Source organism: Limisphaera sp. VF-2, assembly GCF_049537125.1.
Classification (GTDB): domain Bacteria; phylum Verrucomicrobiota; class Verrucomicrobiia; order Limisphaerales; family Limisphaeraceae; genus Limisphaera.
Map to the genome: position 1 here is coordinate 189794 of NZ_JBMVQY010000003.1, position 23659 is coordinate 213452.

Below are 23659 nucleotides of genomic sequence, written 5' to 3' on the forward strand. Positions count from 1 at the left end.
GCTATGAACATGGATTTGATGCCGGTACTGGAGTACTTCGAGCGCGAGAAGGAGATTCCGCGCGAGAGACTGCTTTCGGTCGTGCAAGAGACGATCTTGTCTGCGGCCAAGAAGGCAGTGGGGCCAGCCCGCCAGCTTCGGGTGGAGATTCACCCAAAGACAGGCGACATTCGCGCTTTTGCGCGCCTGATCGTGGTGCAGCGCGTGGTCTCCAAGCACGATCAGATCTCTTTGGCGGAAGCGCAGCGCATCAAACCCGATGTCCAGATCGGCGAGGAGCTGGAGGTGGAGGTGACGCCGGCCAACTTTGGCCGGATTGCCGCTCAGCTCGCCAAGCAGCACATCCTGCAGAACATTCGGCGCATCGAAAAAGAGATCATGTATGCCGAGTTCAAGGATCGGGTGGGCGACATCGTGAGCGGCACCGTCCGCCGATTCGAGCGGTCGGATGTGATCCTGGACCTTGGCAAGTGTCAGGCCGTGCTGCCCAACAAGGAGCGGGTCCCCACCGAGGAATACCAGATCGGCGACCATATTCGCGCCTATGTGAAACGGGTCGAGCTGGGGCCCCAGGGCCCGGAGATCATCCTGTCGCGGTCCGACGAGCGCTTTGTCATGAAACTTTTCGAGTATGAGGTGTCCGAGATCCGTGACCACACGGTCGAGATCAAGGGCATCGCGCGCGAACCCGGCTTTCGCACCAAGCTGGCCGTGCACAGCCGGGACGAGAAGGTGGATCCGGTGGGGGCCTGCGTGGGCTTGCGCGGTCAGCGGGTGAAGAACATCGTGCGCGAGCTCAACAACGAACGGGTGGACATCATTCGGTGGTCGCCCGACATTCGTGTGTTTGTGAGCAATGCGCTGGCACCGGCCAAGATCAAGTCGATCGAAGTGGACGAGGCCCGGAAGCGGGTCAAGGTGATCACCACCGAGGATCAGTTGTCGTTGGCCATCGGAAAGCGGGGTCAAAATGCTCGTTTGACGGCGAAGCTGACCGGGTGGGAGGTGGACATCGAGGCCGAGGTGACCGTGGTCAAGGGATTCGAGGAAAAAGTGGCCGAGGCGGTGGAGGCCTTGGCGGCCATTCCCGGCATCACGCGCGAGCAGGCCGACGTGCTGGTGCATCATGGACTGACCCGGTTGGAAGACCTGTTGCAGGCGGAAGAAAGCGATTTGCAGGAGATTCCGGAGCTTGCCGATCAAGCGGCCGCGATTCTCGAAGCGGCCCGGGCCGAGGCGCAGCGTCGCACCATTCCGCTCGGTCAGGACGCATTGCCCAAGCAGTCCTGACCGCCCCTGCTTTCGTGTTGGCCATGGCCGGCGCTTTTGATACCTTCGCCGCCTGATGCCCAGACGGTGCATCGGCCTGAGGACAGCAAGCTTTTATGCCCGTTCGCATTTACGACATCTCGCGCCGACTCGGCCTGGAGAACAAAGAGGTTCTGGCCAAGGCCAAGGAGTTGGGCATTCAGGGCGTCCGCGCGGCCAGCAGCACGCTCGACAAGATTACGGCGGAGTACTTCGAGGCCGAACTGAGGAAGATCTTCGCGGATAAAATCGCTGCGCGCCAATTGCAGGAAGCGGAGGCTGCCGCCCGAGCGGCGGCGGCAGCGGCCGCAGGCGCGGCCCCGGAGGCCGTCGAGGAGAAGCAGGAGGCTGTGGCGGTGGAAACCGTGGAGGAACCGGTCCCGGCGCCCCCTCCGGAGGCCGCGGCTCCGGCCGCGCCATCGGTTCCTCCGGCAGAGGCCGCCCCCCCGGCACCCGAAACTGTCACCCCCGCTGCCGTGACTCCTGCGGCTCCGGCGGCGCAGACTCAGGTACCGGTGGCGGAACCGGTCTCGGCCGACAAGCAAAGCGTGGTGTCGGCGGGAGCTGCCTCCGTGGAGCCCGCCGTGGTCTCGGAAGTCCTGGCCCCCGCCGCAGTTCAGGAGCTTCCGTCCAAGGACACCAGAGCCGCGACGCCAGCCGTCCCGGAGACACCGCCCGCGCCGGCCCCAGCGCCGGGAGAGGTGCCCGTGGCCGCTCCTCGTCAGGAACCTCGCGCCCCCACAGCCCCGGCGCCCACGGCAACAGAAACCCCCCGTGGGACCACGCCGGAGGCCCCTCCAGCGGCGACGGCGCCCGCCGTGGCAGGCCCCTCCGGCGGAGCGACGGCATCCCCGGCCGTTGCCGCCACGCCTTCTGCCGACGAACCCGCTGCGGCACCAGCGTCAGCTCCTTTGTCATCCACCACTGCCGTTCAGGCCGGCGCGCCGGCGCAACCCGCCACGGCCGCCACGCCTCCCAAACCGCGGATTGGTGAAAAGGTGGGGTTTATCCCCCTGCCCCCGCGACCTCAAACGAAGAGCGCGCCCAAGCCGCCGCCGGCACCGACAAAGCCCGCAGTCTCCAAGGCCGCGCCGGTTACCCCGACCAAGGCCGAGCCGGTCAAGGCCAAGACCCCTGAGAAAGGGCTGGGGACCCTGGCCATCAAGGTCACCGCTCCCGCGGCCCGGGACGACAAAACCAAGGCTGCGCCGAAACCCACGACGACACCCCCGGGGCCGAAGATCCCCAAGATCGAGCTGTCCCCCAATGCACCCGTGGTCAGTTTGAAACCGCCCATTTCGGTGCGGGCGTTGGCAGAGAAGCTCAATCAGAAGGCCTTCAAGATCATTGCCGATCTGATGGAGCTGGGCGTGTTTGCCAACGTCAACCAGACGATCGACGCCGACCTGGCCCGGGCCATCTGCGCCAAGTACGGTTACCGGTTCGAAGTGGAGAAGCGGGAACGGCACGGGCCCGCCCCCGTGGTGGTCACCCGCAAGGCGCCGGACCTGGACGCAGAGGATCGACCGGAGGACCTGCGGCCGCGCCCGCCCGTGGTGACGGTGATGGGGCATGTGGACCACGGCAAGACAACCTTGTTGGACGCCATTCGGAAGTCCAACGTGGCGGCCAAGGAGGCCGGGGGGATCACCCAGCACATCGGCGCCTACACGATCTCCTTTCCGCATCCGGAACGGAAAGGGCAGCTGGCCCAGATTACGTTTTTGGACACGCCGGGCCATGCAGCCTTCAGCGCCATGCGGGCCCGCGGTGCCAATGTGACCGACATTGTGGTTTTGGTGGTGGCGGCCAACGACGGTGTGATGCCGCAGACCATCGAGGCTTTGAACCACGCGCGGGCGGCTCACGTGCCCATCATTGTCGCGGTCAACAAAATCGATCATCCCTCGGCCAACCCGCTGCGGGTGCGGCAGCAGCTGCAGGAACTGGGACTGGTGCCGGATGACTGGGGGGGCGACACCGTCTTCGTGGATGTGTCGGCCCTGACCAAGAAGGGCGTGGACAAGCTGCTGGAGATGATCCTGCTCCAGGCGGATCTTTTGGAGCTGAAGGCCAATCCGAACCGGCCGGCCAAGGGCAACATCATCGAATCCGGCATCTCTCCCGGGGGCCCGACCGCGACCGCTTTGGTGCGCAAGGGCACGTTGCGGGTGGGGGATGCGCTGTTGTGTGGCCCCTACTACGGTCGAGTGCGCGCCCTGATCAACGAAGAGGGGCAGCGGTTGAAAGAGGCCGGGCCGTCGGTGGCGGTGAAGGTGTTGGGATTGAACGGGGTGCCCGAGCCGGGCGCGGAATTCATGGTGGTGGAGAACGAGAAGAAAGCCCGGGAGCTGGCCGAGCAGCGGCAGGAGGAATTGCGGGCGCGCAGTGCGGAAGGCAAGGCCAAGATCACGCTGGAGAACCTGTTCCAGGCGCTGGACGCGCAGCAGGCCAAAGTGCTGAAACTGGTGGTCAAGGCCGACACGCAGGGATCGGTCGAGGCGATTGTGGATGCCTTGAAGAAGATCGAATCCGACAAGGTGAGCCTGGAGATCATTCACAGTGCCGTCGGCACGATCAGCGAGTCGGACATCCTGCTGGCGTCGGCTTCCAAGGCGGTGGTGATCGGATTCCACACGCGGGTGGACACGGGCGTGCAGGAGATTGCCAAGCGTGAAGGGGTCCAGATCAAGCTCTACACGATCATCTACGAGTTGATCGACCAGGTGCGAGAGGCCATGGCGGGGTTGCTGGAGCCGGTGACGCGCGAGGTGGTCCTGGGCACGGCCGAGGTGAAGCAGATTTTCCAGTTGTCGAAAGGGCCGGCGGTGGCGGGCTGCGTGGTCACGCAGGGACGCATCACCAAGGGCCGGGTGCGGGTCCGGCGGCGCAAGGAGATCATTTTCGAGGGCAATGTGCAGTCGCTGCGGCGGTTCCAGGACGAGGTGACCGAGGTGCGCGCCGGTCTGGAGTGCGGGGTTCGCCTGGACGGTTTCGGAGACTACCAGGTGGGCGATCTCATTGAGTGCTATACTGTGGAGAAGGTGGCGCAGACCCTGTAGGGCGGGTGGCGCGCAGGGTCCGGTGGCCCGGCGGTTCTCCTGCCCTGCCGCCACCGGCGCAGCAAGTCTACGCAACATGGGCTCGCATCGGATCGAACGCGTTCGGGAGCTGCTCAAGCGCGAGATCGGCTCGGTGATCCGCCGGGAATTCCCGGTGGAGGAGGTCGGGCTGGTCAGCGTCAACGATGTGGAGGTGTCGGGTGATTTGCGCCGGGCGGTGGTGTTCGTCAGCATCCTGGGCAGTGCCGAGCAGCAGCGGAAGAGTGTGCAACGGCTTCAGGAACAGCGCTGGCGGATTCAGGATCTGGTGGCGCGCTCGGTGGTCCTGAAATACATCCCCGTGCTGCGTTTTGTGGTGGACGATTCCATCGCCCGCGGCAATCGCGTGCTGCAGATTCTCGAAGAGCTGGAACGGGGGCAGTCGCCCAGTCCCGAAGGTGCGGAGTAACTCGTGAAGGCCCTACCCCGGACGCTGGCACGGATTCTGGAGGTCCTGCGGGGCGCCCAGCGGGTCTGCGTGGTCGGACACGTGCGGCCGGACGGTGATTGCATCGGTTCCCAACTGGCGCTGACCCTGGCCCTGGAGGCCCAGGGGAAAACCGTCCATTGCTGGAACGAGGATGCCGTTCCCCAAAAGTACCGCTTCCTGGATCCGGAGGGTCGGATGCAGAAGCCGCAGCCGGGTTGCCAATTCGACTGTGTCGTGGCCACGGATGCGGCCAGCTTCGAGCGCCTCGGGCCCAACATGGCCGCCGCCATCGCACAGCGCCAGTGCCTGATCAATGTGGATCACCACGTCAGCAACACGCGCTACGGAGATCTCAACTGGGTGGTCCCCCGGCAACCCTCCACGGGCGAGCTCATTTACCGGCTCCTGAAGGCCGCCCGGTGGCCGATCACGCCCGCCATCGCCGATTGCCTCTTCACCGCGATCTCGACCGACACCGGCTCTTTCCAATACCCCACGACGCTCCCGTCCACCTATCACGTGGCCGGTGAACTGGTCGCGCGAGGGGCGAACCTGGCGCGCATCTGCGACGAGGTGTATCAAAGTTTCCCCCTGCCCCGGGTGCGGCTGCTCAAACGCATCTACAGCCGGTTTCGTCTGACCGCGAATGACCGCATCGCCTACTGCTGGCTCAGCCGCGCCGACTTTGCCCGGACGGGGGCCGACCCTTCCGACACCGAGGGACTCATCGATCATCTGCGGGCCATCGAGCCCGTCGTGGTGGCTTGTGTGTTCGAAGAGGTCGAACCCGGCATGGTACGGGTCAGTCTGCGATCGAAGTCCGATCAAGTGGACGTGGGCAAGGTGGCCGCGCAGTTTGGCGGAGGTGGGCACCCGGCCGCCGCCGGCGCGCGAATCCAGGGCACGCCGTTGTCGGTCCGACGCCGCGTGTTGGCAGCCCTCAAACGGGCGCTGAGCCATCACTAACCCGAGGCGCCCCCTCCCCGATCCGGAAAACCGTCTCAAGTGGAGCGATCCGTGGCCGGATGACAGGGGCTTCGAGAAAAGCGGACCCGCTGCTCCGGTGGCTGCCGGATCGGGAAACGATCGGACGCATGTGACTTTGCCCGGGGCTTGGGCGTGCCTCGACACGGTCGGGAAATGCGCGATCCGCACCCCGCACCGCGGGTCAGCGCCCGTCGGGTTCAAATCTCCGGCAGTTCCCGCCGCGCCTTGCGAAGATCCTTGCCCCCCGGCGGCGTGGGCCGAATGAGCAACGAGCTGCAGTACTGTTTGACCTTCGGGCCCACGAAGGACGCTGCAAACACCTCCTGCTGCAGCGTCTGCAGCGTGGGGAAGAAATTGCTGCCGTATATCTCCCTCTGAAAACGCTGCATGGCTCGAATCTCCGCGTCCGTGTAAAGGCGCGCATTCAGCAGCGCCAGTGCCGCCAGCAGTACGCAGGCAAACCGCAACATCCCGGCGCCCATGCCCAGGTAATATTCCGCCCGGCCAAACACGTCGCTGCCCACCAGCTTGCCCCCGACCAGGCGTTTCCCCAGCGAGAACACCGCCATGACGCCCAAAGCGGCCAAAAGATAGGCCAAAATGTAACAGGTCAGCAGCCCAAACGGGCTGTTGGCCATCAGCCAGCGCCCCAATGGCTCGTACCCGTGGCCGGCCACCAACACGATCACCAGCCACTTCAACAGCGGGATGAGTTCGCCTGACATCCCGTTCTTCTGGCCGCGCCAAATGCCCAAAAGCAGGACAGTGACCACGGCCAGGTCGAACCAGTTGAACGGCAACTGCGGCAACGACATAGGCCTGCTCCTTACGAAGTCCTGTCACAGCCAGAACCGTGCCAACCGAAAGAACTTCGCACCTGAGAATCGGCACCCCTCCGCCCGTCCTCGACTTCCGTTCCGGGGACCCGGTCTGCCACCCGCTTCGGGTCGGGTCTCGTATCGGACAAACCCGGGCGCCGGATCGGATCAAATTGCCCACCGCCGGTGAGACAGGCACGCCAGGGCGGCGCAATACACCATGGTGAGGTGCTGAAGCGAGTAAACCTGCAAGGGAAAGTCCCAGCGGGCATGCAACAAACATCCTCCCAGGGCGATCCAAAACACCCACGGCAGCCGCCAACTGGTCGGGACACCACCGGGGAGAAACACACGGCCAGCCGCCAGCCCGAAGGCCAGCAGCAGCAGTGCCATTCCGATCCGGCCCCAGGTCACGCGGATTTCCAACCAGTCGTTGTGCAGTTGGGCGGGCCAGTACTCCTCCGTGCCCTTCCGATAAAGCTGAAACACCGGGCCCAACGTGCCCGGGCCCGTGCCGTACCAGGGGTAATCCGAGGCGATTTGGCGGGCCGTTTGATACATCGTCTCCCGCTGCACGAGCCCAAGGTCGAACTCCTCGAACCTTTTGCCCAGCTGTTCTCCGCCCAGCCACAGGCCCAATGCCCCGAAGAGCGCCAGGAAGGCAAGAAAGGAGAGGCGAACCCACGCCCGGCGCTCGCGCCACGCGGTCCAAAAGACGCCTATCAAAGCCAGCATGCTACCCAGGGCCACCACGGCCCCACCGCGGCTCAGCGAGAAGACGCTCGTGGCTGCCATCCACCCCGCTGCCGGAAGCAGGAGATGATGGGCGCGACGCTTCCATCGAGCGGGCCGGCGGTCCGGGGCCGCACTCCGCAAACTGCGCATCCGATGCAACCGCCACCACAGACCCAGGGTCACCGGCCACACCAGGTTCAGATACTGAGCTCCATTGGAGCGATAATTGAAGGGCCCCAATTGTGCTTCGGGGATGGCGTTGAGGCGGGGGCGAACCAGCCATAACAACTTGTCCGTGCCGCTGAGGCGCTGGGCGACGGCTTCCGTGGCCAGGAGGGCGCCGTTGATACTCAGCAGTCCCAGGAGAATGCGGAACCGCTGGGGCAACAGCAGGCCCGGCCGGTCTGCCGCCCCGTCCCGGTGCAGATCGCGGCGGTCGGCCATCGTTTTGCCCAGCAACCAATCCCGTGCGGCCCAGAAGTAGCAGGCCAGGGCCACTGCGGTGGCAAACATCTGCCAGGACCGACTCGCATCATAACTGTGAGGCAACCAGCGGATGTAGTCGCGGTAGTGAAAAACTCCCAGGTCCGGATCGTACTCGGCCCGTGCATTCCAGGCTGCCACACCGCAGTAAAGCAGGATGAGCACCGTGAGAGCCGCCATCGAGCATACCCACGCGCGATCCCACCGTGCCGACCGGGCGTCATCCGAGTTGCGGGTGTCCCATCGGACGGGTTGGAAGCCCGTGATCCCTCGGATGATCAATTTGACTCCCAACAGCAAACCCAGGAGGTAGCCGGCTCCGTTCAGGGTCCAAATCGCCCAGGGCGGCGTGCCACCAAAGGCCCAGGGCGCAAACACCAGGCTGGCCCCCAGCACGACTCCCGATACCCGGTCGCAACGCTGGTACCACAACGCAGTTCTCAATCCCGCTCGGGGCCCTGCCGACCCTTGGGAGGTGACGGTCTCCATCGCCCGGGGATTGAACCGCCGGGGCGGTTCTTCCCACAAGCGGGAAAACCGGGCTGACGAACCGATACGTTTTCAGCGCGCCGTGCGTTCACTCCGAAGGGGCGCGAATTCACCCGCCCGAGGCAACCCATGGATCGGCTGGAGGGCAGAGGCGCCGGCGGTGCCGGCAGCCACCCAAGTCGAATTTGATGGGCCAGGTCTTCCCTGTGGTTGGCAAGGTTCGAGCTCCGTTTGTGCCCGCTGGGGAAAGAGGTGTGAACAATTTCAGACGGGCTTCGGGGCCTGCAATCCCGCTGGACGCGGCGGCCACGGCCGCTTTTCGGGAAGGCTCTGCAAACGCCCGCTCTTCGGGAGGGATCAATGCAGGGGCGTGTGCTCCCGAGAACCTCCTGAAGAACCGCTGTCCTCGAGGGGTGCCCGCCCGGTCGCCTGGTCGGAGGCGGAAGCATCCAGACAGCGTGCCGCCAGCCGAGAGGGCCGTTCCCATGCAGCCGGGGTGGGCGTGTCCGCGCAGGGCGCGCCGTCCTCCCGGGCCCGGGGCGGGCTGCGGGCGAAAAAAGTTGTTGCGTTGCATCGTTTGGCGGATTAGTTAGGCGATAGTGTTTGGGGCCGCTCCGGCGGCCAGTGCATGGTACAGCGACACAACATCGAAATGACGAAGCTTCAACTGAAGAGGGTGTCTTGAGCCGCCCTTTTTCTTCCAGCAGCAATTCGGGTCACGGCAACTTCGTTCGGGTCAACGGCAAGATCCGTGCCCGCGAAGTGCGCGTGATAGGGATGGATGGTAAACAAATCGGGATCCTGCCGTTGGGCGAGGCTTTGACTTTGGCCCGCCAGCACGGGGTGGATCTGGTGGAGGTGGCGCCCAACGCCAATCCACCGGTCTGTCGGCTGATCGACTACGGCAAGTTCCGCTACGAGCAGGCCAAAAAGGAAAAAGAGGCCCGGAAGCATCAGCACGCCAACAAAGTCAAGGAGGTGCAGTTGAGCCCGAAGATCGACCCGCACGATCTCGGCGTGAAGGCTCAGCATGCGATCGACTTCCTCTGCGACGAGATGAAGGTGAAGGTGGCGTTGCGTTTCCGGGGCCGGGAAATGGCCCACACGGAGCTGGGCTTCCAAGTGGTGCAAAAGTTCCTGGAGAAGATTGCGCCGTGGGGGCATCCGGACTTCGAGCCGAAGCTGAACGGGCGGAACATCGTGGTCATGGTCAGCCCGCTGCCGCGGCACAAGCGGGCCAAGCACCCGCGTGAAGCGCAGGCGCCCCCGCCACCGCCAGCCTCGGCCAAGCCAAGCCCGGCGCCCGCTGCGGCTTCGGCGGGGCCCGGTAACGGGTCCAAACCTGAAGCTGCCTCCTCGTCTCCGCAGGGATCGTCGGGCACGACGACCTCCACCGGTGCTTCCGCCGAGGGGACCAACCCGGCCGGCGGGTTTGCCAACAACCCGTTCTCGGACCTCGATCTGAGCCGCGCCTAGTCTTCTTTCCCGGCCCCCTGGGCCGCTGCGGCCCATTGGCGCACCCGGGCGGGGAAGGGACAGCCTTCGCAAGCGGCGTTGGCGTGATCACAAAAGTCGCGCACGATCTGCAGCAAGCCCTGCTGCGTGGCTGCGCGGCGCAACAGCCCTCTGGGTACGCGCCCGGCCAGCAGTCGTTGGCGAGCCAGTCGCAAAAGTGCGTTGTCCTCGCCCGTCGGCCAGGCGAAGTACCACCTTTGAAGCCGTTCCCAGAGGAGGGGCGGCTCGACCGTGCGGGCCCGGGCCGCCAACCACGGGAGAATGACGTTGACCGCCAGGTCGGTCACGCGGGCTTCGCCGATCAGGGGCTGGGGCTGCGGCAGTCGTGTGGATTGGACCGTCCAATGCCAGGACCAAAACGGGTCGGACGGTGGCTGCAACAATCGCAGGAGGCTTGGCGCCAGGTCGGATTCCGCGTGCTCCGTCGTGCACCAGATTTCGAGCGATCGGACCCAGTCCGGCCGGGCCAGCCAGTGCGCCACCAGGGCGAGGCGGCGTTGGGGATGATTGGCGGGGCGCACCCCGTGCAGGCGCCAGGCATTCCGTGGCAGACAGCAATCTTCGAGAGTCGCGCGGTCGCGCCACCACAGATCCCAGAGCCGGCGCAGGAGTTGATCCGAATCGGCAGGCAGATGGCGGATCTCGTCGGGCAGGAGACCGCCCAATCCCAGCAACCGCGCTTGCAACAGGGTCACGCTGCGGGCTCCCTCGGCCCAACGGCAGCGGTGCTCGGCCAGCCATTGCATGGGCCAGGTGTTGTGCTTGTAGCCAAGGCCGCGAAACAGGCCTTCCCACAGGGCCTGTTCCCAACCCACCGCCCGGGCGCGCGCCTGGAACCAGAGAATCTTGCCCTCCAAACGGGCGGCCGCCGCCTGCTCCAACAGCTCTTCCAGTTGGCCCGGATCCAATTGGCGGAGGGGCGCACAACAGGCGCCGCGCAGGGCCTCCGGCCAAGCGACGTTTTCCCCCCGGTCCAGCCACAACGCCAGTTCCGGCAAGGGTGCGTCCAACACCTCGCACAGGGGCAAGATCGGCGGAGGCGGATTCTCCGCTCGATTCCCGCGTGCGGGGGCGTCCGGTGCGAGCGTGGCCGCTTCCCAAACCACGTGCAGGAGGACCCGTGCATACCGGGGGTTTTGATCATGCCCGTGCTCCCACCAACTGCGGGGTCGAACATCCACTTCGACATCGCCGCGGCAGACGGGTCCGTCTCCGAGCCGAACGAGTGCATCGCGGAAATCGGGGCCGCCTTCGGGATTCGGGAATCCCGGGTGTACAACCTGCACTTTTCGGCCGTCGGTGGTTTGCAATCGGTCGCGCAACAATCGTTGGTGAAACCAGATGGCCTGCAGGAGACGCTCCGCAGGGGCGCCGTCCTGGTCGTGCAGGCACCAGGCGCGCCCCACTTGTTCGCGAGCGCGGAAATACCACGTGGGCGGGTGGATCGACACGTCCTTGCTTCTGGGGCGCACTGTGCTGGTGTGTCAAGCCCTGCTTGATGGCCGGGGACGGTTTGGTGGCTTCGAACCGGTGCCGAGCTTGTACTCCAGCAGCGCACACTTCCGTCAAGTGGCGACGGATACGGAAAGTACCGGCCCCGGGTGCGGTCCGGCATTGCCCATCGACCCGAGTCCGGCTCGACTCGAACCTCGATCGAAGGGAAGCACAGCCCGGACTGCCGGCCTGAATCGCCAAGTCCAGTTCCGCGCCGCCTGCGGGGCGAACCGTGGATTCGCGGCCGGGGCTGGGTGGGTCGGTCGCTCGTATGTCGAAGCGTGGGACCCGCAACGGGTGGAGCCATGGGCGACTGGAAGAATTGGAACGCGTCTTGCGCCGAGGGAGCGGCCCGGGGGCCCGGATGTGCGGTCGTTTCTTGCTTGAGGATTGGGGAACACGAAACGGCCCACGCGGCTTTCAGATCCAGGGGCAACGAGCTGGACAGCGGCTTGAACCGGCTCGGCTGACCGCCTCAGGCGTCCAACCAATGAACAGAGCGGGCAGTCGCAGCGTCCAAACCCGGGGTCACGCTCCGCAAGGGGCTGAAAACCGGCCGGGGATTCTGTGCCCCTGGGCGCGGAGCCATCGCTGCGAGCGGCTGGAGAAGACGAGAAGATCCAACGGTCCGGCGCGACGCCGGGCCGTTGCGGATGCGGGCAGCGGCGGGGCCGGGGCCGGGCGGTCGGGGCATCGGCCGCAACTTCGCGGGGTGGGCCGGGTTTGTTAAGAGCGTGAGTGTGCATGGGACAATCGCAAGCGGAACGGCGGCCGCTCGAGCCTCCAGAGAGCGATCCGCGTGGTGCGGATCCCGGGGCGGTTGGTGCACCGGCTGGGCGGCCCGGGTGGCCGGATGGACGATGTGCGCGGCGGCAACGGCCCTGGCGGCGGCCCCGGCGGAGGTGGCAGATGTCCGACGGGACGCCACGGTGCTGGCCATCGAGCGCGTCCTGCCGACGGTGGTGAACATCGCCACTACGCGGATTGTGGAGTATCGGGATCCTTACCAGGATTTGTTCTACCAGTTTTACGGTCGGCGGGCCCCAGTGGAGCGTCGGGAAGAACCCAGCAGCATCGGCTCCGGCGTGATCATTGACGAGGAGGGCTACATCCTCACCAACTTTCATGTCCTGCGTCGGGCCTCGCGGGTGTATGTGAAGTTGCAGGACGGGCGCGTCCTGGAAGCCGAGCCACTCGTGTACACCCCGCACAAGGACGTGGCCCTGCTGAAAGTGCGCGCGCCGGAGGGAGAGCGTTTTCCGGCGATCGTGTTTGCGGAGGAGGACGACCTGATTTTGGGCGAGACGGTCATCGCGCTGGGAAATCCGTACGGGTTGGGGACTTCGGCCAGCCGGGGGATCCTGAGTTCGAAGGCCCGGCGTCCCCCCGTGGAAGGGGAACCGCTGGGCACGCAGGATTGGTTGCAGACCGATGCCGGCATCAACCCGGGCAACAGCGGCGGGCCGTTGATCAACCTGCGGGGTGAGCTCATTGGAATCAATGTGGCGGTGTATCGGGAAGCCCAGGGCATGGGGGTGGGATTCGCCATTCCGGTCAAACAGATCAATGAGGCCTTGAGCGAGTTCTTTTCGCCGGAAGTCACCGCGGCCCTGTGGTTCGGGGCCAAAGTCAAGGGCCTGCGTCCGCCGCTGACGGTGGTCAGCGTGCAATCCGGCAGTCCCGCGGCGCGGGCGGGTCTGCGCGAGGGCTGGCAGATCGAGGGTGTGGACGGGCGCCCGGTGCGCGGGTTGGTGGAGTTGAATCGTCGGCTGACCGCGGCGACGGATCGACCGGTGACCTTGGAGCTGCGCGACGGGACGACGCGGCGGACGGCCCGCGTGCAGTTGATTTCGTTCGAGGATCTGATCCGGCAAAAGCTCGGGTTGCGGTTGTTGCATCCGACGCCCCAGGTGGCGGCCAGTTTTCAGGTGAACCCCGGAGAGGGCCTCTACATCGAGTCGGTCGAACCGGGCAGTCCGGCCGCCCGGGTGCGCATGCCCGCGGGCAGCCTGTTGGTGGGGCTGGACGACCAGGCCGTGGGCAGTCTGTATCAGGTGGCCGATGTGCTGATGCGGAAAGAATCCGGGGACCCGGTGATTCTGACGCTGGTGGTGCCGCGCCGCCTGGGCGCTGCCTATGTGGAGTACCGGCAGGTCCGAATGGAGGCGCGAGTGCGCTGACCTTGCTTTTTCGTCGCCTGCACGTCCCCGTTTCGACTATGGTGGACACGGTCCGACCGATGAGCGATGCAGTGATGATCGAAGTGTCCGACCTCACCAAGCGCTACGGCACGCGCGTGGCCATTCAGGGGCTCTCGTTCACGGTCGCCCGGGGCGAAATCGTGGGGTTGCTGGGGCCGAACGGCGCCGGGAAAAGCACCACCATGCGGATCCTGGCCGGGTACCTGGCGGCCACGCACGGCACGGCCCGGGTGGCAGGGTATGATGTGGCCCTGGAATCCCTGGAGGTGCGACGACGCATCGGGTACATGCCGGAAAACAACCCGCTCTATCCGGACATGCGGGTGCGGGAGTATTTGCGCTTCCGGGCCCGGCTCAAGGGCCTCAGCCGCCGCCGTGTCCGGGAGCGGGTGGACGTGGTGCTGGAACAATGCGGCCTGACCGAGGTGCACCGTCGGCTCATCGGTCATTTGTCCAAGGGGTATCGGCAGCGGGTGGGGCTGGCCGACGCGTTGGTCCACGAGCCGGACCTTGTGATCCTGGACGAGCCCACCATCGGACTGGACCCGCATCAAATCCGGTCGGTGCGACGGCTGATCAAGAGCCTGGCCGGTCGGCATACCGTTCTGTTGTCCACGCACATCCTGCCCGAGGCGGAAATGACGTGCCATCGGATGTTGATCCTGTGCGATGGCCGCGTGCTGGCCTCGGGCACTCCGGAGGATCTGGAGCAGCGACTGGCGCGCAATCACCAGGTGGTGGCGGAGATCGCCGCGCCGGAAGAAACCCTGCGGGCCTTCTGGGCGCAGCGCCCCGAGCTGGCCGCGTGGGAGGTCACCCCGATGGAAGGTGGATTCTGCCGGTGCGTCCTGTCGCCGCGCGAGCCCACGGACCTGCGGCCGCAGGTCTTTGCCTGGGCCCGCGAGCAGGGGTGGACGTTGCGGGAGCTGACGCGGCATCGCTATTCGCTGGAAGACATCTATGTGCAGCTGACGGAGCCCGAGCCGGCCGAGGAAACCGAAGCAGGGGACGAGGGTTAAATGGGTGCGTTTGGCACGTTGTTGCGGCGCGAGCTGGCCGTCTATCTGTGGTCGATCACCGGATGGGTGGTCCTGGCGGCCGTCGCGTTTTTGATCGGCCTGAGCTTCGTGGATTTGCTGGTGGCCGTGCAACAGGCGCCCCTGCCGATGCATGTCACGGAGGTCTTTTATCAGACGCCGTACTTCTGGATGATCCTGCTCCTGAGCGGGCCGGTGATTACGATGCGCCTGTTTGCGCAGGAAAAGGCGGCGGGCACCTATGAGACCCTGATGACCAGCCCGGTGCGGGACGGGACGGTGGTCCTGGCGAAGTTCACAGCGGCGATGGTGTTTTATCTGATCGTGTGGTTGCCCTTGCTGGGCAGTGTGGTGCTGATTCGGTCCTGGACCGGCGAGGCACGGGCACTGGAATGGCCGGTTTTGGCCAGCACATACCTGGGCATCGCCCTGCTGGGGCTGTTGTTCGTGAGCATGGGATGTTTTGCCTCGGCCCTGACGCGGTCGCAGACGGTGGCAGCCATGGTGACGGGGTTGCTGGGCGTGAGCCTGTTCCTTCTGGGATTTGCCGTGCCCACAGGGGGAACCGAGGCCCCGTGGTGGGCGCGCGTGCTCGGCCTTTTCACCCTGGTGGAACACATGCGGGATTTCACACGGGGGATCGTGGACCTGCGGCCGGTGGTGTTGTACGGGAGTTTGAGCGGGGCCTTTTTGTATCTGACGATGCGCGTGGTGGAGAGCCGCCACTGGAAATGAGGAGCGCCATGGAAGCCAACGCATCGATCCGACCCAGTTTCTCGGCGCGGCGTCGGTGGGCGCACTGGACGCGCGTGGCCGTCGGGGGTCTGTCGGTGCTGGCGCTGGTGGTCATGGTCAACTATCTGGCGCAGCGGCATCCGGTGCGATGGTTCGTAAGCCCGGAAGCCGAGACACGACTGTCCCCGCAAACCCGGGCGGTGCTGGAGACCATCACGAACGAGGTGCGCGTGACCGTCTTCTATGACCGGGAGGATCCCTTCTATCCGACGGTCACCGCCCTGCTGCGGGAGTATCAACTGGCCAATCCCCGCATTCAGGTCCGGAGCGTGGACTACCTGCGGGAGGCGGGGGCGGCCCAGCAGGTGTTCGCCGAGTACCAGCTGGCCGGGGCGACCAACAAGAACCTGATCCTGTTCGATTGCCAGGGCCGTGTCATGCGCGTGGACGGGCGCGCGCTGACGCAGTACACGTTCGATCAGGTCAAGGGCGGCGCCGAACCGGAATTCGTGCGCCGGCCGGTGGCGTTTTACGGAGAACGGGCGTTTACGGCCGCACTGCTGGCCGTCACGCAAACCCGGCCGCTGCGCGCCTATTTTCTCGCCGGACACGAGGAACACGACCCGGAAAGCAATCACGAGACGGTCGGATACCAGAAATTCGCCGGCCTGCTGCGGCAGAACTGCATCGTGCCGGCAACCCTTTCCCTGGAGGGGACCAACACGGTGCCGGACGATTGTCACCTCTTGATCGTGGCCGGCCCCTTGCGGCCGATCCCGGCGGAGACCCTGGAGAAGCTGGAGCACTACCTGCAACAGGGAGGACGCCTGCTGGTGCTTTTGAACAGCTACGGCCTGTCGCGGTCCTCGGGCCTGGAATCGCTGTTGGCGCGCTGGGGCGTGGAGGTGAGCCTCTGGCCGGTGGTGGACCGCGCCAACACCGTGACCGGTCAGGACATCAAGGTGCTCCGGTTTGGGCAGCACCCGGTGGTGCGGCCCTTGACCGAGGGCGGGACCCCGGCCGCGCTGCATCTGTGGCGGCCGCGCGCGGTGGGACGTCTGGCGGCGGCCGTGGCCACCGCCGGATCGGTGACCGTGTCCGAATTGTTCTACAGCGGCGAGCGCAGCACTTTGTTGGGGGCCGGTGCGGGCACTCCGAGCGCATTCCCCTTGGCGGTGGCGGTGGAGAAAGGGGCGGTGCCCGGGGTGGTGACCGAGCGCGGCACGACACGGATGGTGGTGGTGGGCGACTCGTTTTTTCTGGCCAACCAGTTGATTGAATCGGTGCACAATGCCGATTTCGGTGCCCACGCCGTAAACTGGTTGCTGGATCGCGGTTTTTTGCTGCACCAGGTGGGGCCGCGGCCGGTGCGCGAGTTTCGGGTGACGTTGAGTGCCCAGCAAATGCGCGTGCTGCAATGGATTCTGTTGGCGGGCATGCCGGGCGGCCTGTTGCTGGTGGGCGGATTGATTTGGTGGCGGCGCCGGAATTGAACCGGCGGGCAGGTTCACGATGACGCGGGTTTCGCAACACGCAGCAAGGAGCGCACCGGCGCAAGGCGCTCCCGGCCCGCCCCTCCGGGCGGAAGACCGGGTCCGCATGCGGCGCACAAACCGAACAGTCCGGGCATGAGCGCACGGTTCACCCCATTGTGGGCGCTGCTGGCGGCGGCCCTGTTCGCCTTCATCCTCCTCGTCGAACGCCACTGGGAGGAACCGGCACGGGGGCCCCGGTTCTTGCTTTCCGGGATGGACCTGCCGTCGATCCACGCCCTCGAAGTCCGATGGCCGGGCAGTACGCCGCTGCGGGTCGAAAAGGACAAGGACCAATGGTGGCTGGTGCAGCCGGTTCGGGATTCTGCCGACAGCGCCCGCATCCGGGCCCTGTTTCAGGCTCTGACCACCGAGCCGGTGCAAACGGTGTTGACCACCGGCGAGCTCCTCCAGCGGCCCACGGTGTTGGAGGATTTTGGATTGGCAGAGCCCAGGGCCACCCTCTGGCTGTACGCCCCGGACCGCAGGGTGCAAATCCAGTTCGGAAAACCAACCGCACCGGGCGATCAGGTGTTTGTCCAGGTTGTCGGGCAGGGAGAGTTGTGGGTGGTCAGTTCGGAGGTGTTGTCGCATTTGCCGCGTCAGGCCGACGATTGGCGGAACCGGGAATGGATCCGGCTCGCGAATCGGCACTTCGATCGTCTGGTGGTCAGCAACCAATGGGGACAGTTTGCCCTGGAACATGCCGCGGGCAGCCCGGAGTGGAGGCTGGTCGAGCCCCTGCGCGCCCGCGCCGATCCCGAGAAGGTGCAGGCCGCCTGGGATGCGCTGGCCCAATTGCAGGTGACGCGCTTCGTGGGGGACGAGCCGGGGGTGGATCTGGAAATGTTCGGGTTACAACCTCCTGTCCTGTCCGTGACGCTGCTGGATGGCACCAACCAGGTGGAACGGTTTGACTTTGGTCACTCGCCCACCAACGACCCCGCGGTGGTGTTCGCGCGCCAGAGAGGTCGATCGGTCGTGGTCACCGTACCCGCGGGGCCTCTGGCGGCATGGAAGGTCGCGTATTCGGAGTATCGCGACCGACGGCTGCTGCGGTGGAACGGGCCCGTCACAGCGGTGGAACTGCTGGGGCCCGACAGTTTCGCTGTCCACCGGCTGCCGTCCGGATGGCGGCTCCTGCCGCTGGATCTTCCTGCTGACGAAACCCTGGTGGACAACCTGCTTCGGTTGTTGCAGCAGCTGGAAGTGGTGGAGTTCGTCAAGGACGTGGTGATCGAGCCGGACCTGGCCCGTTACGGGTTGGCACCGCCGGCCTGGCAGATCGTGCTGCGCAAGGCACCCGAGAGCAGCGGCCGCAGCCACTCCCTGCTGGGTGAACTGCATTTCGGGCTCAGCCAGGAGGGCAAAACCTTCGTGCGTCGGCCGGATGAATCCGCCGTTTATGCGGTTCGCACCGAGGATCTGGGAGGCTTGCCCCCGGCGGCCCATGAGTTGCGAGACCGGCGCATCTGGCGCCTGGAAGAATCCCAGATCGAGCGCGTCATCGTGCGACAGGGCCCGCGGCACCGGGAACTGGTCCGACTCGGAGATTACTCCTGGACCCTGGCACCGGGCTCGCAGGGCATCATCAACAGCCTGGCCGTGGGCGAAGCGGTGCATGCGTTGTGCGACCTGGTTGCCGTGGCGTGGTTGGGCGTGGGCGAAACGAAACTCGGCGAGTTGGGCTTTGGCCAGAACGACTGGTCGGTCACGCTGCGGCGTCGGGACGGTGAGGAATTCACCGTGACCTTCGCGGGGGTAACGCCCGACCCGCTCCTGCGCGCCATGGTGCGGCTGGAGGGAAAACCCTGGGTGTTTTTCTGCCCGCCCGCGGCCGGGGAACTGGCCAGTGCCCACCTGCGACTGCCGCAGGAGGCGGCGCCTTGAACGCCATGGCGCGCTCGTCCTCGCGAACGTTCTGGCGCGGCTGCCGGGTGGCTTTTCGCATTTGCCGAATCCTCGTCTGGAGCCTGCTCCTGCTGCTGTTGGGAGGCCTGCTGTATCTGGATCGAGTGGGATTGCCGGAGGTGTTCCGTCAGCCCTTGGTGGATCAGGTCCGACGGCACGGCCTGGAGCTGGAATATGCCCGGATCCGACTGCACTTGTTCCGGGGGATTGTGGCGGACGAGGTGGCGATCCGGCCGACCGCGGGCGCGACCGCGCCGCGTTTACAGGCCCTGCGGCTTCATTTGGACCTCCACACGGCCGAGCTGTGGCGCGGTCGATGGGAGCTCGAGGGCCTGGAAATCCTCCAGGGCCGCCTGGCTCCCGTGCCGTCCCCGGCGCCTCCGGATGAGGGTCCGTGGACCGTGGAACAGCTCGAGGCCCGGATCCGGTTCCTCCCGGAGGACACTTGGGACATCGAACGATTGCGGGCCTGGATCGGGCCCGTCCGCTGTTCTCTCACTGGGACGCTGACTCATGCTTCCGCTCTTCGAGCATGGCCGGGCATCGAACGTCGCGCTCCTGCCGCTGCAGGCCTGCAGGCGTCCTGGAATTGGCCCGCATGGACCCGTTGGCTGGAACGACTGCAATTCCCTGCTGAACCCGAGGTGCTCATTCGCTTCGAGGGCGATGCACGTCGACCCGACGCGATCCGGGCCGAGGTTCGCTTCACAGTGCCGGAAGCGGTGACGCCCTGGGGCACCTGTCAGGGGCTCCAGGGGACTTTGCGCACCCTACCGGATTCCAATGCGCCACCGGTTCTGCACGTGGTCGTTGGCGCCCGGCAGGCGTGGACCCCGTGGGGCGATGTGGAAGACTTCCGCCTCGACCTCGAAGCGGTCCGCGATTCCAGAGCCCTCTCGGCGTGGCGGGTGAAGGGCACGCTCGCAACACAGACCCTGCACACGCGTTGGGCCGGTGTACAGGCAGTCCGCGGCGAGATCGAAGCGACGCTCGGCCTCGCCGACCGGTCGCTGCAACGCTGTCGCGTCTCCTTTTCGTGCGTACACCTGGACACGGGGCACGCGGCGGCCCAGGACGCACGCCTCGAAGCGGAGGTGCAGGCGCGGAGCGAGCCGACAGTCCCGGAGCTGAGCCCGGGCCCGTGGCGGGCCTGGATTCCCTGGGAGGGTGGGGCAACGTTCGAGGCTCGGACTGTGAGGATGGGATCGGTCTCGGCGCGGGAGCTTCGCGTGCGCGGACAATGGTCGGCCCCGATGCTTCAGGTGCCGACGTTCGAAGGCCGTTTGGCTTCCGGAGCCGTGGCCGGGGCCTGCACCGTGGACTTTGGATCGGAGGTCGCCCGGTTCGAACTCACGTCCGATGCCGACCCTTTCGAGGTTGAATCGTTTCTTTCCGACCGCGCGCGGCGGTGGCTTGGCCAGTTCCGGTGGCAAGAACCGCCACGGCTGTCAGCGGCGGGGACCCTGCGGCTTCCGCCCTGGCCGGCGGGGACCGGAGCGTGGGCGGAGGCGCTTCGCACGTCGCTGACGATGACCGGCGAGGTGGCGCTGGGGCAGGGGAGTTTCCGCGGCTTCGCAGGCGACCGCGCGCGCACCCATTTCTCGTTTTCCGACGGGACCTGGCATTTTCCCGACCTGGAGGTGGATCGCTCCGACGGCCGGATCCGCGCAGACTATCGCATACGACCCTGGGCCCGCGACTATCACTGGCGCTTTGTCGCGGCGTTGTCACCGGATGCTTGCCGTCCGCTCCTGCGTTCGAATCAGGTGGCCTTTCTGGATTTGTTTGGGTGGACAAACGTGCCGTGGTGCGAAGGCGAGGTGTGGGGTCGGTTCCTGCAGCCGGAAACCGTGGCCGGACACGGTCGTCTGATTTGGAGCAACTTCGTGTTTCGCGGGGTGCCGATCCGGCTCCTGGATACGCGCCTGGCGTTCAGCAACCAGTGGCTCCATGCCGTGCAGCCGCGCGTGGAGCGCGAAGGAGCCTCGCTGGGTGCGGAAGGCGTGGCCCTGGATTTTCGGCAGGCGCGCGTCCATTTGACCAATGCGGTTTGCCAGGACGATCCGGCCACGGTGGCCGGGGCCATCGGCCCCAAGACGGCCACGAACCTGGCACCGTACCGGTTCGAGCAGCCGCCGCGGGTCTGGCTGAACGGGACCATCCCGTTTCGCGGTACCGCGGGTGCGGATCTGCATGCGCAAATCGAAGGAGGGCCATTCCGCTGGTGGCGCTTTCGATCGCCGCGGGTGATGGGGCGGGTGCACTGGCTCGGCGAGCAAGTGGCTCTGACGAATGTCACCGCCGAGTTCTACGGCGGGCGGTTGACAGGCTGGGGGGTGTTCGACACCACACCGGCCGAGGGGACGGACTGTCGTTTTTCTGTCGAGGTGTCGCAGGTGCGTATGCCGGACCTCATGCGGGACTTGAGTCCGTCCCCGCGCCCGCTGGAAGGGATCCTGGACGGATGGCTGGAGGTGACGCGCGCGAACACACGCGATTGGCGGACCTGGAACGGGCAGGGCGAGGTTCGTTTGCGGGATGGTTGGATTTGGTCGATTCCCCTGTTCGGAATTCTGTCCGAGCCCTTGGACGCGCTGGTGCCGGGGCTGGGCCGCAGTCCTGTCACCAGTGGCCAGGCCACCTTCGTCCTCACCAATGGTGTCATCCTCTCGGACAACCTGGAATGTCGGGCTGCGACGATGCGCCTGCTTTACAACGGTCGTCTCTCCCTGGAAGGCGAGGTGGACGCAGTGGTGCAGGCCGAGCTGCTGCGAGACGCCTGGCTGGTGGGACGGGTCTTGAGTCTTGCCCTTTGGCCTGTCAGCAAGATTTTCGAATTCCACATCACCGGGACTCTGGAGAATCCACGGGCCGAACCGCTTCACATTCCGCGGGTTCTCACCATTCCCTTGCGCCCCGTGCAAACGTTGCGGGAACTCCTAGGTGCGCCCGCGAAGGAACCCAAACCTTGAGGCGCAAGGGGCGGTAGCGGAGGGAGTCGGCGTCAGCCGGGCACGTTCCCGGGCTGCTGATTTGGTGGTGCGGATGGCGCACATTCGGGCCCTGCATTTGCCAGCCACGGGACAACCAGGCAGGAGCCGGCAAACGGTTTCCCCCCGGGGCGTCTACACCGCAAGTCAGACAAACACGCGCTCCCGGGACCGGCGCCGGACCCGCCCGGCACAAGCCGGACAAAAACTTCCCATGTGCTCCCGGCTTTTCGGCCTCCGGGCTCCATGCCGGGCATGGCGGCTCGGAGCTGTTCGATACTTATGACGAAGGAGTGGGCGTCGAACCTCGGTGAGCGGGCTGTTGAAAGCATCGCTTCGCACGTTAGAACATTGAATCTCCTTGTACCATCGAGGGTCATTCTCGGACGACACCACTTTTCATCAGCCTGTTAGTGTTCCTTAATGGTCAGTTATGAAGGCAAGCGGCAGGCTCACCCAAACGGTTTGCGTATGGCTGGGCTTGTTTCAGGCACGGCGCCTTTCACTGTCTCCATTTGTGCCACCGTCACGCCATGGACGCCTGGGGCAAGTCCCGGCCCGCCTGCGTCACGGCGGGGGCCGCCGAGTCCCGGCCCTCAAGAACGATTCGGGCGTGCAGAAGAACCTTGAAGGGGGTATCCGGCGCCGTTTCGAACGCCAGGGCCGCAGGGGGCATCCGATCCGAGCCGAACGGCTCCTGCAGCTCAAACAACTCCCGGCCCGGCCCAAGGGCGGGTCCCAAGAGTGGAACTCCACCCCCCAATTTCCCGCAACCCAATGCGCCTTCACCTTCTGCAGCCCAGACTTTACGAAGCCTGCCGGCGCTCGGCCCTGTGTTGAATCCATTCTTGACAATGCCGAAGGTCCGCCTGTAGCTATAAGGCAATTCCTGGGACGATAACTCGGTGAAGCAAGCGGACCGCCAGCGGGAGCCACGGCTATGTGCCAGCCCAGAGTTGATCCGCAACGCCAGATGCGGCTTCGATCTCCGTCTGGCGGTTGAACCCCTAACCAGGCACGTGTGTCACGGTGAGGAGTCGCTTGGATCGCATTACGAATTGGCGGGAGCTGGCGCGGCAGGCCCGTTGGTCGCTGGGGAGGCTGGCCGGAGCGTGCCGGGTGTCGGTCCGAACCCTGGAGCGGTATTTTACGAGCCGGATGGGAAAGACGCCGCGGGCCTGGCTGATGGAGGAGCGGATGGCCCGGGCGGATGAACTGCTGACGAAGGGGTTTTCGGTGAAAGAGACGGCGGTGGCGTTGGGCTACAAGAGCGTGGAACATTTCGCCCGGGTGTTCAAGCGACACTACGGCCATTGCCCCTCCCGGCATGCTGCGCCGGGTGATGCAGGGGCCGACGGTCGGGGCGGGTTGGGGGCATCGGAGTGAGAAACCGTGCTGCGGCGATGCCCTGAAACCCGGAGGGAGGCCGCGGCGCGGGATTCACGCCTGCAGAGATCCATCGCTGTCGGTTTGGTGGCCCACCGTGAACTGGGGCCGCAACCTGTTGGCCGCATCGTTTCTACAGAGCCGGCTTGCGGTAGCGTTGCACATTATGATGCGCCTTGCCAAGGCGCTCCCGTGCGGCGGCACGGTGCTTCAAGCGCGAGCGCGCAGGCAGGCTCCATCCCGCCTGTGGTGTCTCTGGGGTTCGGGCTGGGACCATCTTTTGGTTGCGGCTCTGCCATGCTGGGGCTGGGCGGTTTTCAGCAAGGGCCCCTGCTGCCCAACGCGTGCGAGTTCGGCTGCGCGACTTGGTGGCGTTGCGGTGGAACTGCTGTCCAAACCGGGTGAACTGTCGCGAAAAGTCACGTCTTTGGGCTTCTCAGGGAGCGGAGGGCGTGCTGGAATGACTGTGGTCAGCGACGGTGTGGAGGGGCGGCCTGAGCGCCCCCG

Annotated in this window: 15 protein-coding genes; 12 read left to right on the forward strand and 3 right to left on the reverse strand. The window is 65.8% G+C overall.

The features are described from left to right. The first annotated feature begins 3 nt into the window (after positions 1-3). The 4 genes from nusA to ACPDIT_RS10915 all read left to right on the forward strand — a co-directional run bounded on the left by nusA (position 4) and on the right by ACPDIT_RS10915 (position 5805). Positions 4-1290: a transcription termination factor NusA gene (nusA, locus tag ACPDIT_RS10900; protein WP_423443408.1), complete on the forward strand. Its 1287-nt coding sequence runs from the start codon at positions 4-6 to the stop codon at positions 1288-1290. A gap of 95 nt (positions 1291-1385) precedes the next feature. Beyond that, entirely contained in the window at positions 1386-4370 is a 2985-nt protein-coding gene (gene infB / locus ACPDIT_RS10905) for a translation initiation factor IF-2 (RefSeq protein ID WP_423443410.1), read from the forward strand. Positions 4371-4446: 76 nt separating this feature from the next. After that, entirely contained in the window at positions 4447-4818 is a 372-nt protein-coding gene (rbfA, locus tag ACPDIT_RS10910) for a 30S ribosome-binding factor RbfA (RefSeq protein ID WP_423443412.1), read from the forward strand. A gap of 3 nt (positions 4819-4821) precedes the next feature. Further along, positions 4822-5805, forward strand: coding sequence for a DHH family phosphoesterase (locus ACPDIT_RS10915; RefSeq protein WP_423443414.1), 984 nt, complete (start codon positions 4822-4824; stop codon positions 5803-5805). 218 nt (positions 5806-6023) lie between these two features. On the opposite strand, the gene ACPDIT_RS10920 is transcribed toward ACPDIT_RS10915, so the two are convergent. Beyond that, positions 6024-6641 carry a CvpA family protein gene (locus ACPDIT_RS10920; RefSeq protein WP_423443416.1) on the reverse strand — a complete coding sequence of 206 codons (618 nt, stop codon included), beginning with the start codon at positions 6639-6641 and terminating at the stop codon, positions 6024-6026. 171 nt (positions 6642-6812) lie between these two features. Then, a complete protein-coding gene (locus ACPDIT_RS10925; protein WP_423443418.1) occupies positions 6813-8306 on the reverse strand; it encodes an O-antigen ligase family protein in 1494 nt (497 codons plus the stop codon). Between the two features lie 726 nt (positions 8307-9032). Here ACPDIT_RS10925 and infC point away from each other — a divergent pair. Beyond that, positions 9033-9827, forward strand: coding sequence for a translation initiation factor IF-3 (gene infC / locus ACPDIT_RS10930; RefSeq protein WP_423443420.1), 795 nt, complete (start codon positions 9033-9035; stop codon positions 9825-9827). Here the strand turns inward: infC and ACPDIT_RS10935 are convergent. Continuing rightward, complete coding sequence (locus ACPDIT_RS10935; protein WP_423443421.1) at positions 9824-11317, reverse strand: DUF2851 family protein; 1494 nt, start codon at positions 11315-11317, stop codon at positions 9824-9826. The two genes, infC and ACPDIT_RS10935, sit on opposite strands and share 4 nt — an antisense overlap. Positions 11318-12220: 903 nt before the next feature. On the opposite strand from ACPDIT_RS10935, the gene ACPDIT_RS10940 reads away from it, so the two are divergent. The 7 genes from ACPDIT_RS10940 (at position 12221) to ACPDIT_RS10970 (ending at position 23152) form a co-directional block, all read left to right on the forward strand. Next, positions 12221-13540, forward strand: a complete 1320-nt coding sequence (locus ACPDIT_RS10940) for a trypsin-like peptidase domain-containing protein (protein WP_423443423.1) — start codon at positions 12221-12223, stop codon at positions 13538-13540. A 59-nt stretch (positions 13541-13599) separates the two neighbouring features. Continuing rightward, complete coding sequence (locus ACPDIT_RS10945) at positions 13600-14580, forward strand: ABC transporter ATP-binding protein (RefSeq protein WP_423443425.1); 981 nt, start codon at positions 13600-13602, stop codon at positions 14578-14580. Beyond that, positions 14581-15333 (forward strand): ABC transporter permease, encoded by a 753-nt coding sequence (locus tag ACPDIT_RS10950; RefSeq protein ID WP_423443427.1) that lies wholly within the window; start codon positions 14581-14583, stop codon positions 15331-15333. Positions 15334-15341: 8 nt separating this feature from the next. Then, a complete protein-coding gene (locus ACPDIT_RS10955; protein ID WP_423443428.1) occupies positions 15342-16826 on the forward strand; it encodes a Gldg family protein in 1485 nt (494 codons plus the stop codon). Between the two features lie 135 nt (positions 16827-16961). Next, positions 16962-18755 carry a DUF4340 domain-containing protein gene (locus ACPDIT_RS10960; protein WP_423443429.1) on the forward strand — a complete coding sequence of 598 codons (1794 nt, stop codon included), beginning with the start codon at positions 16962-16964 and terminating at the stop codon, positions 18753-18755. Positions 18756-18760: 5 nt separating this feature from the next. Next, entirely contained in the window at positions 18761-21748 is a 2988-nt protein-coding gene (locus ACPDIT_RS10965; protein WP_423443430.1) for a hypothetical protein, read from the forward strand. A gap of 1047 nt (positions 21749-22795) precedes the next feature. After that, positions 22796-23152 (forward strand): helix-turn-helix transcriptional regulator, encoded by a 357-nt coding sequence (locus ACPDIT_RS10970; protein ID WP_423443432.1) that lies wholly within the window; start codon positions 22796-22798, stop codon positions 23150-23152. The last annotated feature ends 507 nt before the right edge of the window (positions 23153-23659 follow it).

What these genes read in the sequence shown, in the direction of transcription:
- rbfA (WP_423443412.1), top strand. Translation starts at nt 4,447, where the DNA reads ATGGGCTCGCATCGGATCGAACGCGTTCGGGAGCTGCTCAAGCGCGAG.
- nusA (WP_423443408.1), top strand. Translation starts at nt 4, where the DNA reads ATGAACATGGATTTGATGCCGGTACTGGAGTACTTCGAGCGCGAGAAG.
- ACPDIT_RS10920 (WP_423443416.1), bottom strand. Translation starts at nt 6,641, where the DNA reads ATGTCGTTGCCGCAGTTGCCGTTCAACTGGTTCGACCTGGCCGTGGTC.
- ACPDIT_RS10965 (WP_423443430.1), top strand. Translation starts at nt 18,761, where the DNA reads ATGGCGCGCTCGTCCTCGCGAACGTTCTGGCGCGGCTGCCGGGTGGCT.
- infB (WP_423443410.1), top strand. Translation starts at nt 1,386, where the DNA reads ATGCCCGTTCGCATTTACGACATCTCGCGCCGACTCGGCCTGGAGAAC.
- ACPDIT_RS10955 (WP_423443428.1), top strand. Translation starts at nt 15,342, where the DNA reads ATGGAAGCCAACGCATCGATCCGACCCAGTTTCTCGGCGCGGCGTCGG.
- ACPDIT_RS10940 (WP_423443423.1), top strand. Translation starts at nt 12,221, where the DNA reads ATGTGCGCGGCGGCAACGGCCCTGGCGGCGGCCCCGGCGGAGGTGGCA.
- ACPDIT_RS10950 (WP_423443427.1), top strand. Translation starts at nt 14,581, where the DNA reads ATGGGTGCGTTTGGCACGTTGTTGCGGCGCGAGCTGGCCGTCTATCTG.
- ACPDIT_RS10945 (WP_423443425.1), top strand. Translation starts at nt 13,600, where the DNA reads ATGAGCGATGCAGTGATGATCGAAGTGTCCGACCTCACCAAGCGCTAC.
- ACPDIT_RS10960 (WP_423443429.1), top strand. Translation starts at nt 16,962, where the DNA reads ATGAGCGCACGGTTCACCCCATTGTGGGCGCTGCTGGCGGCGGCCCTG.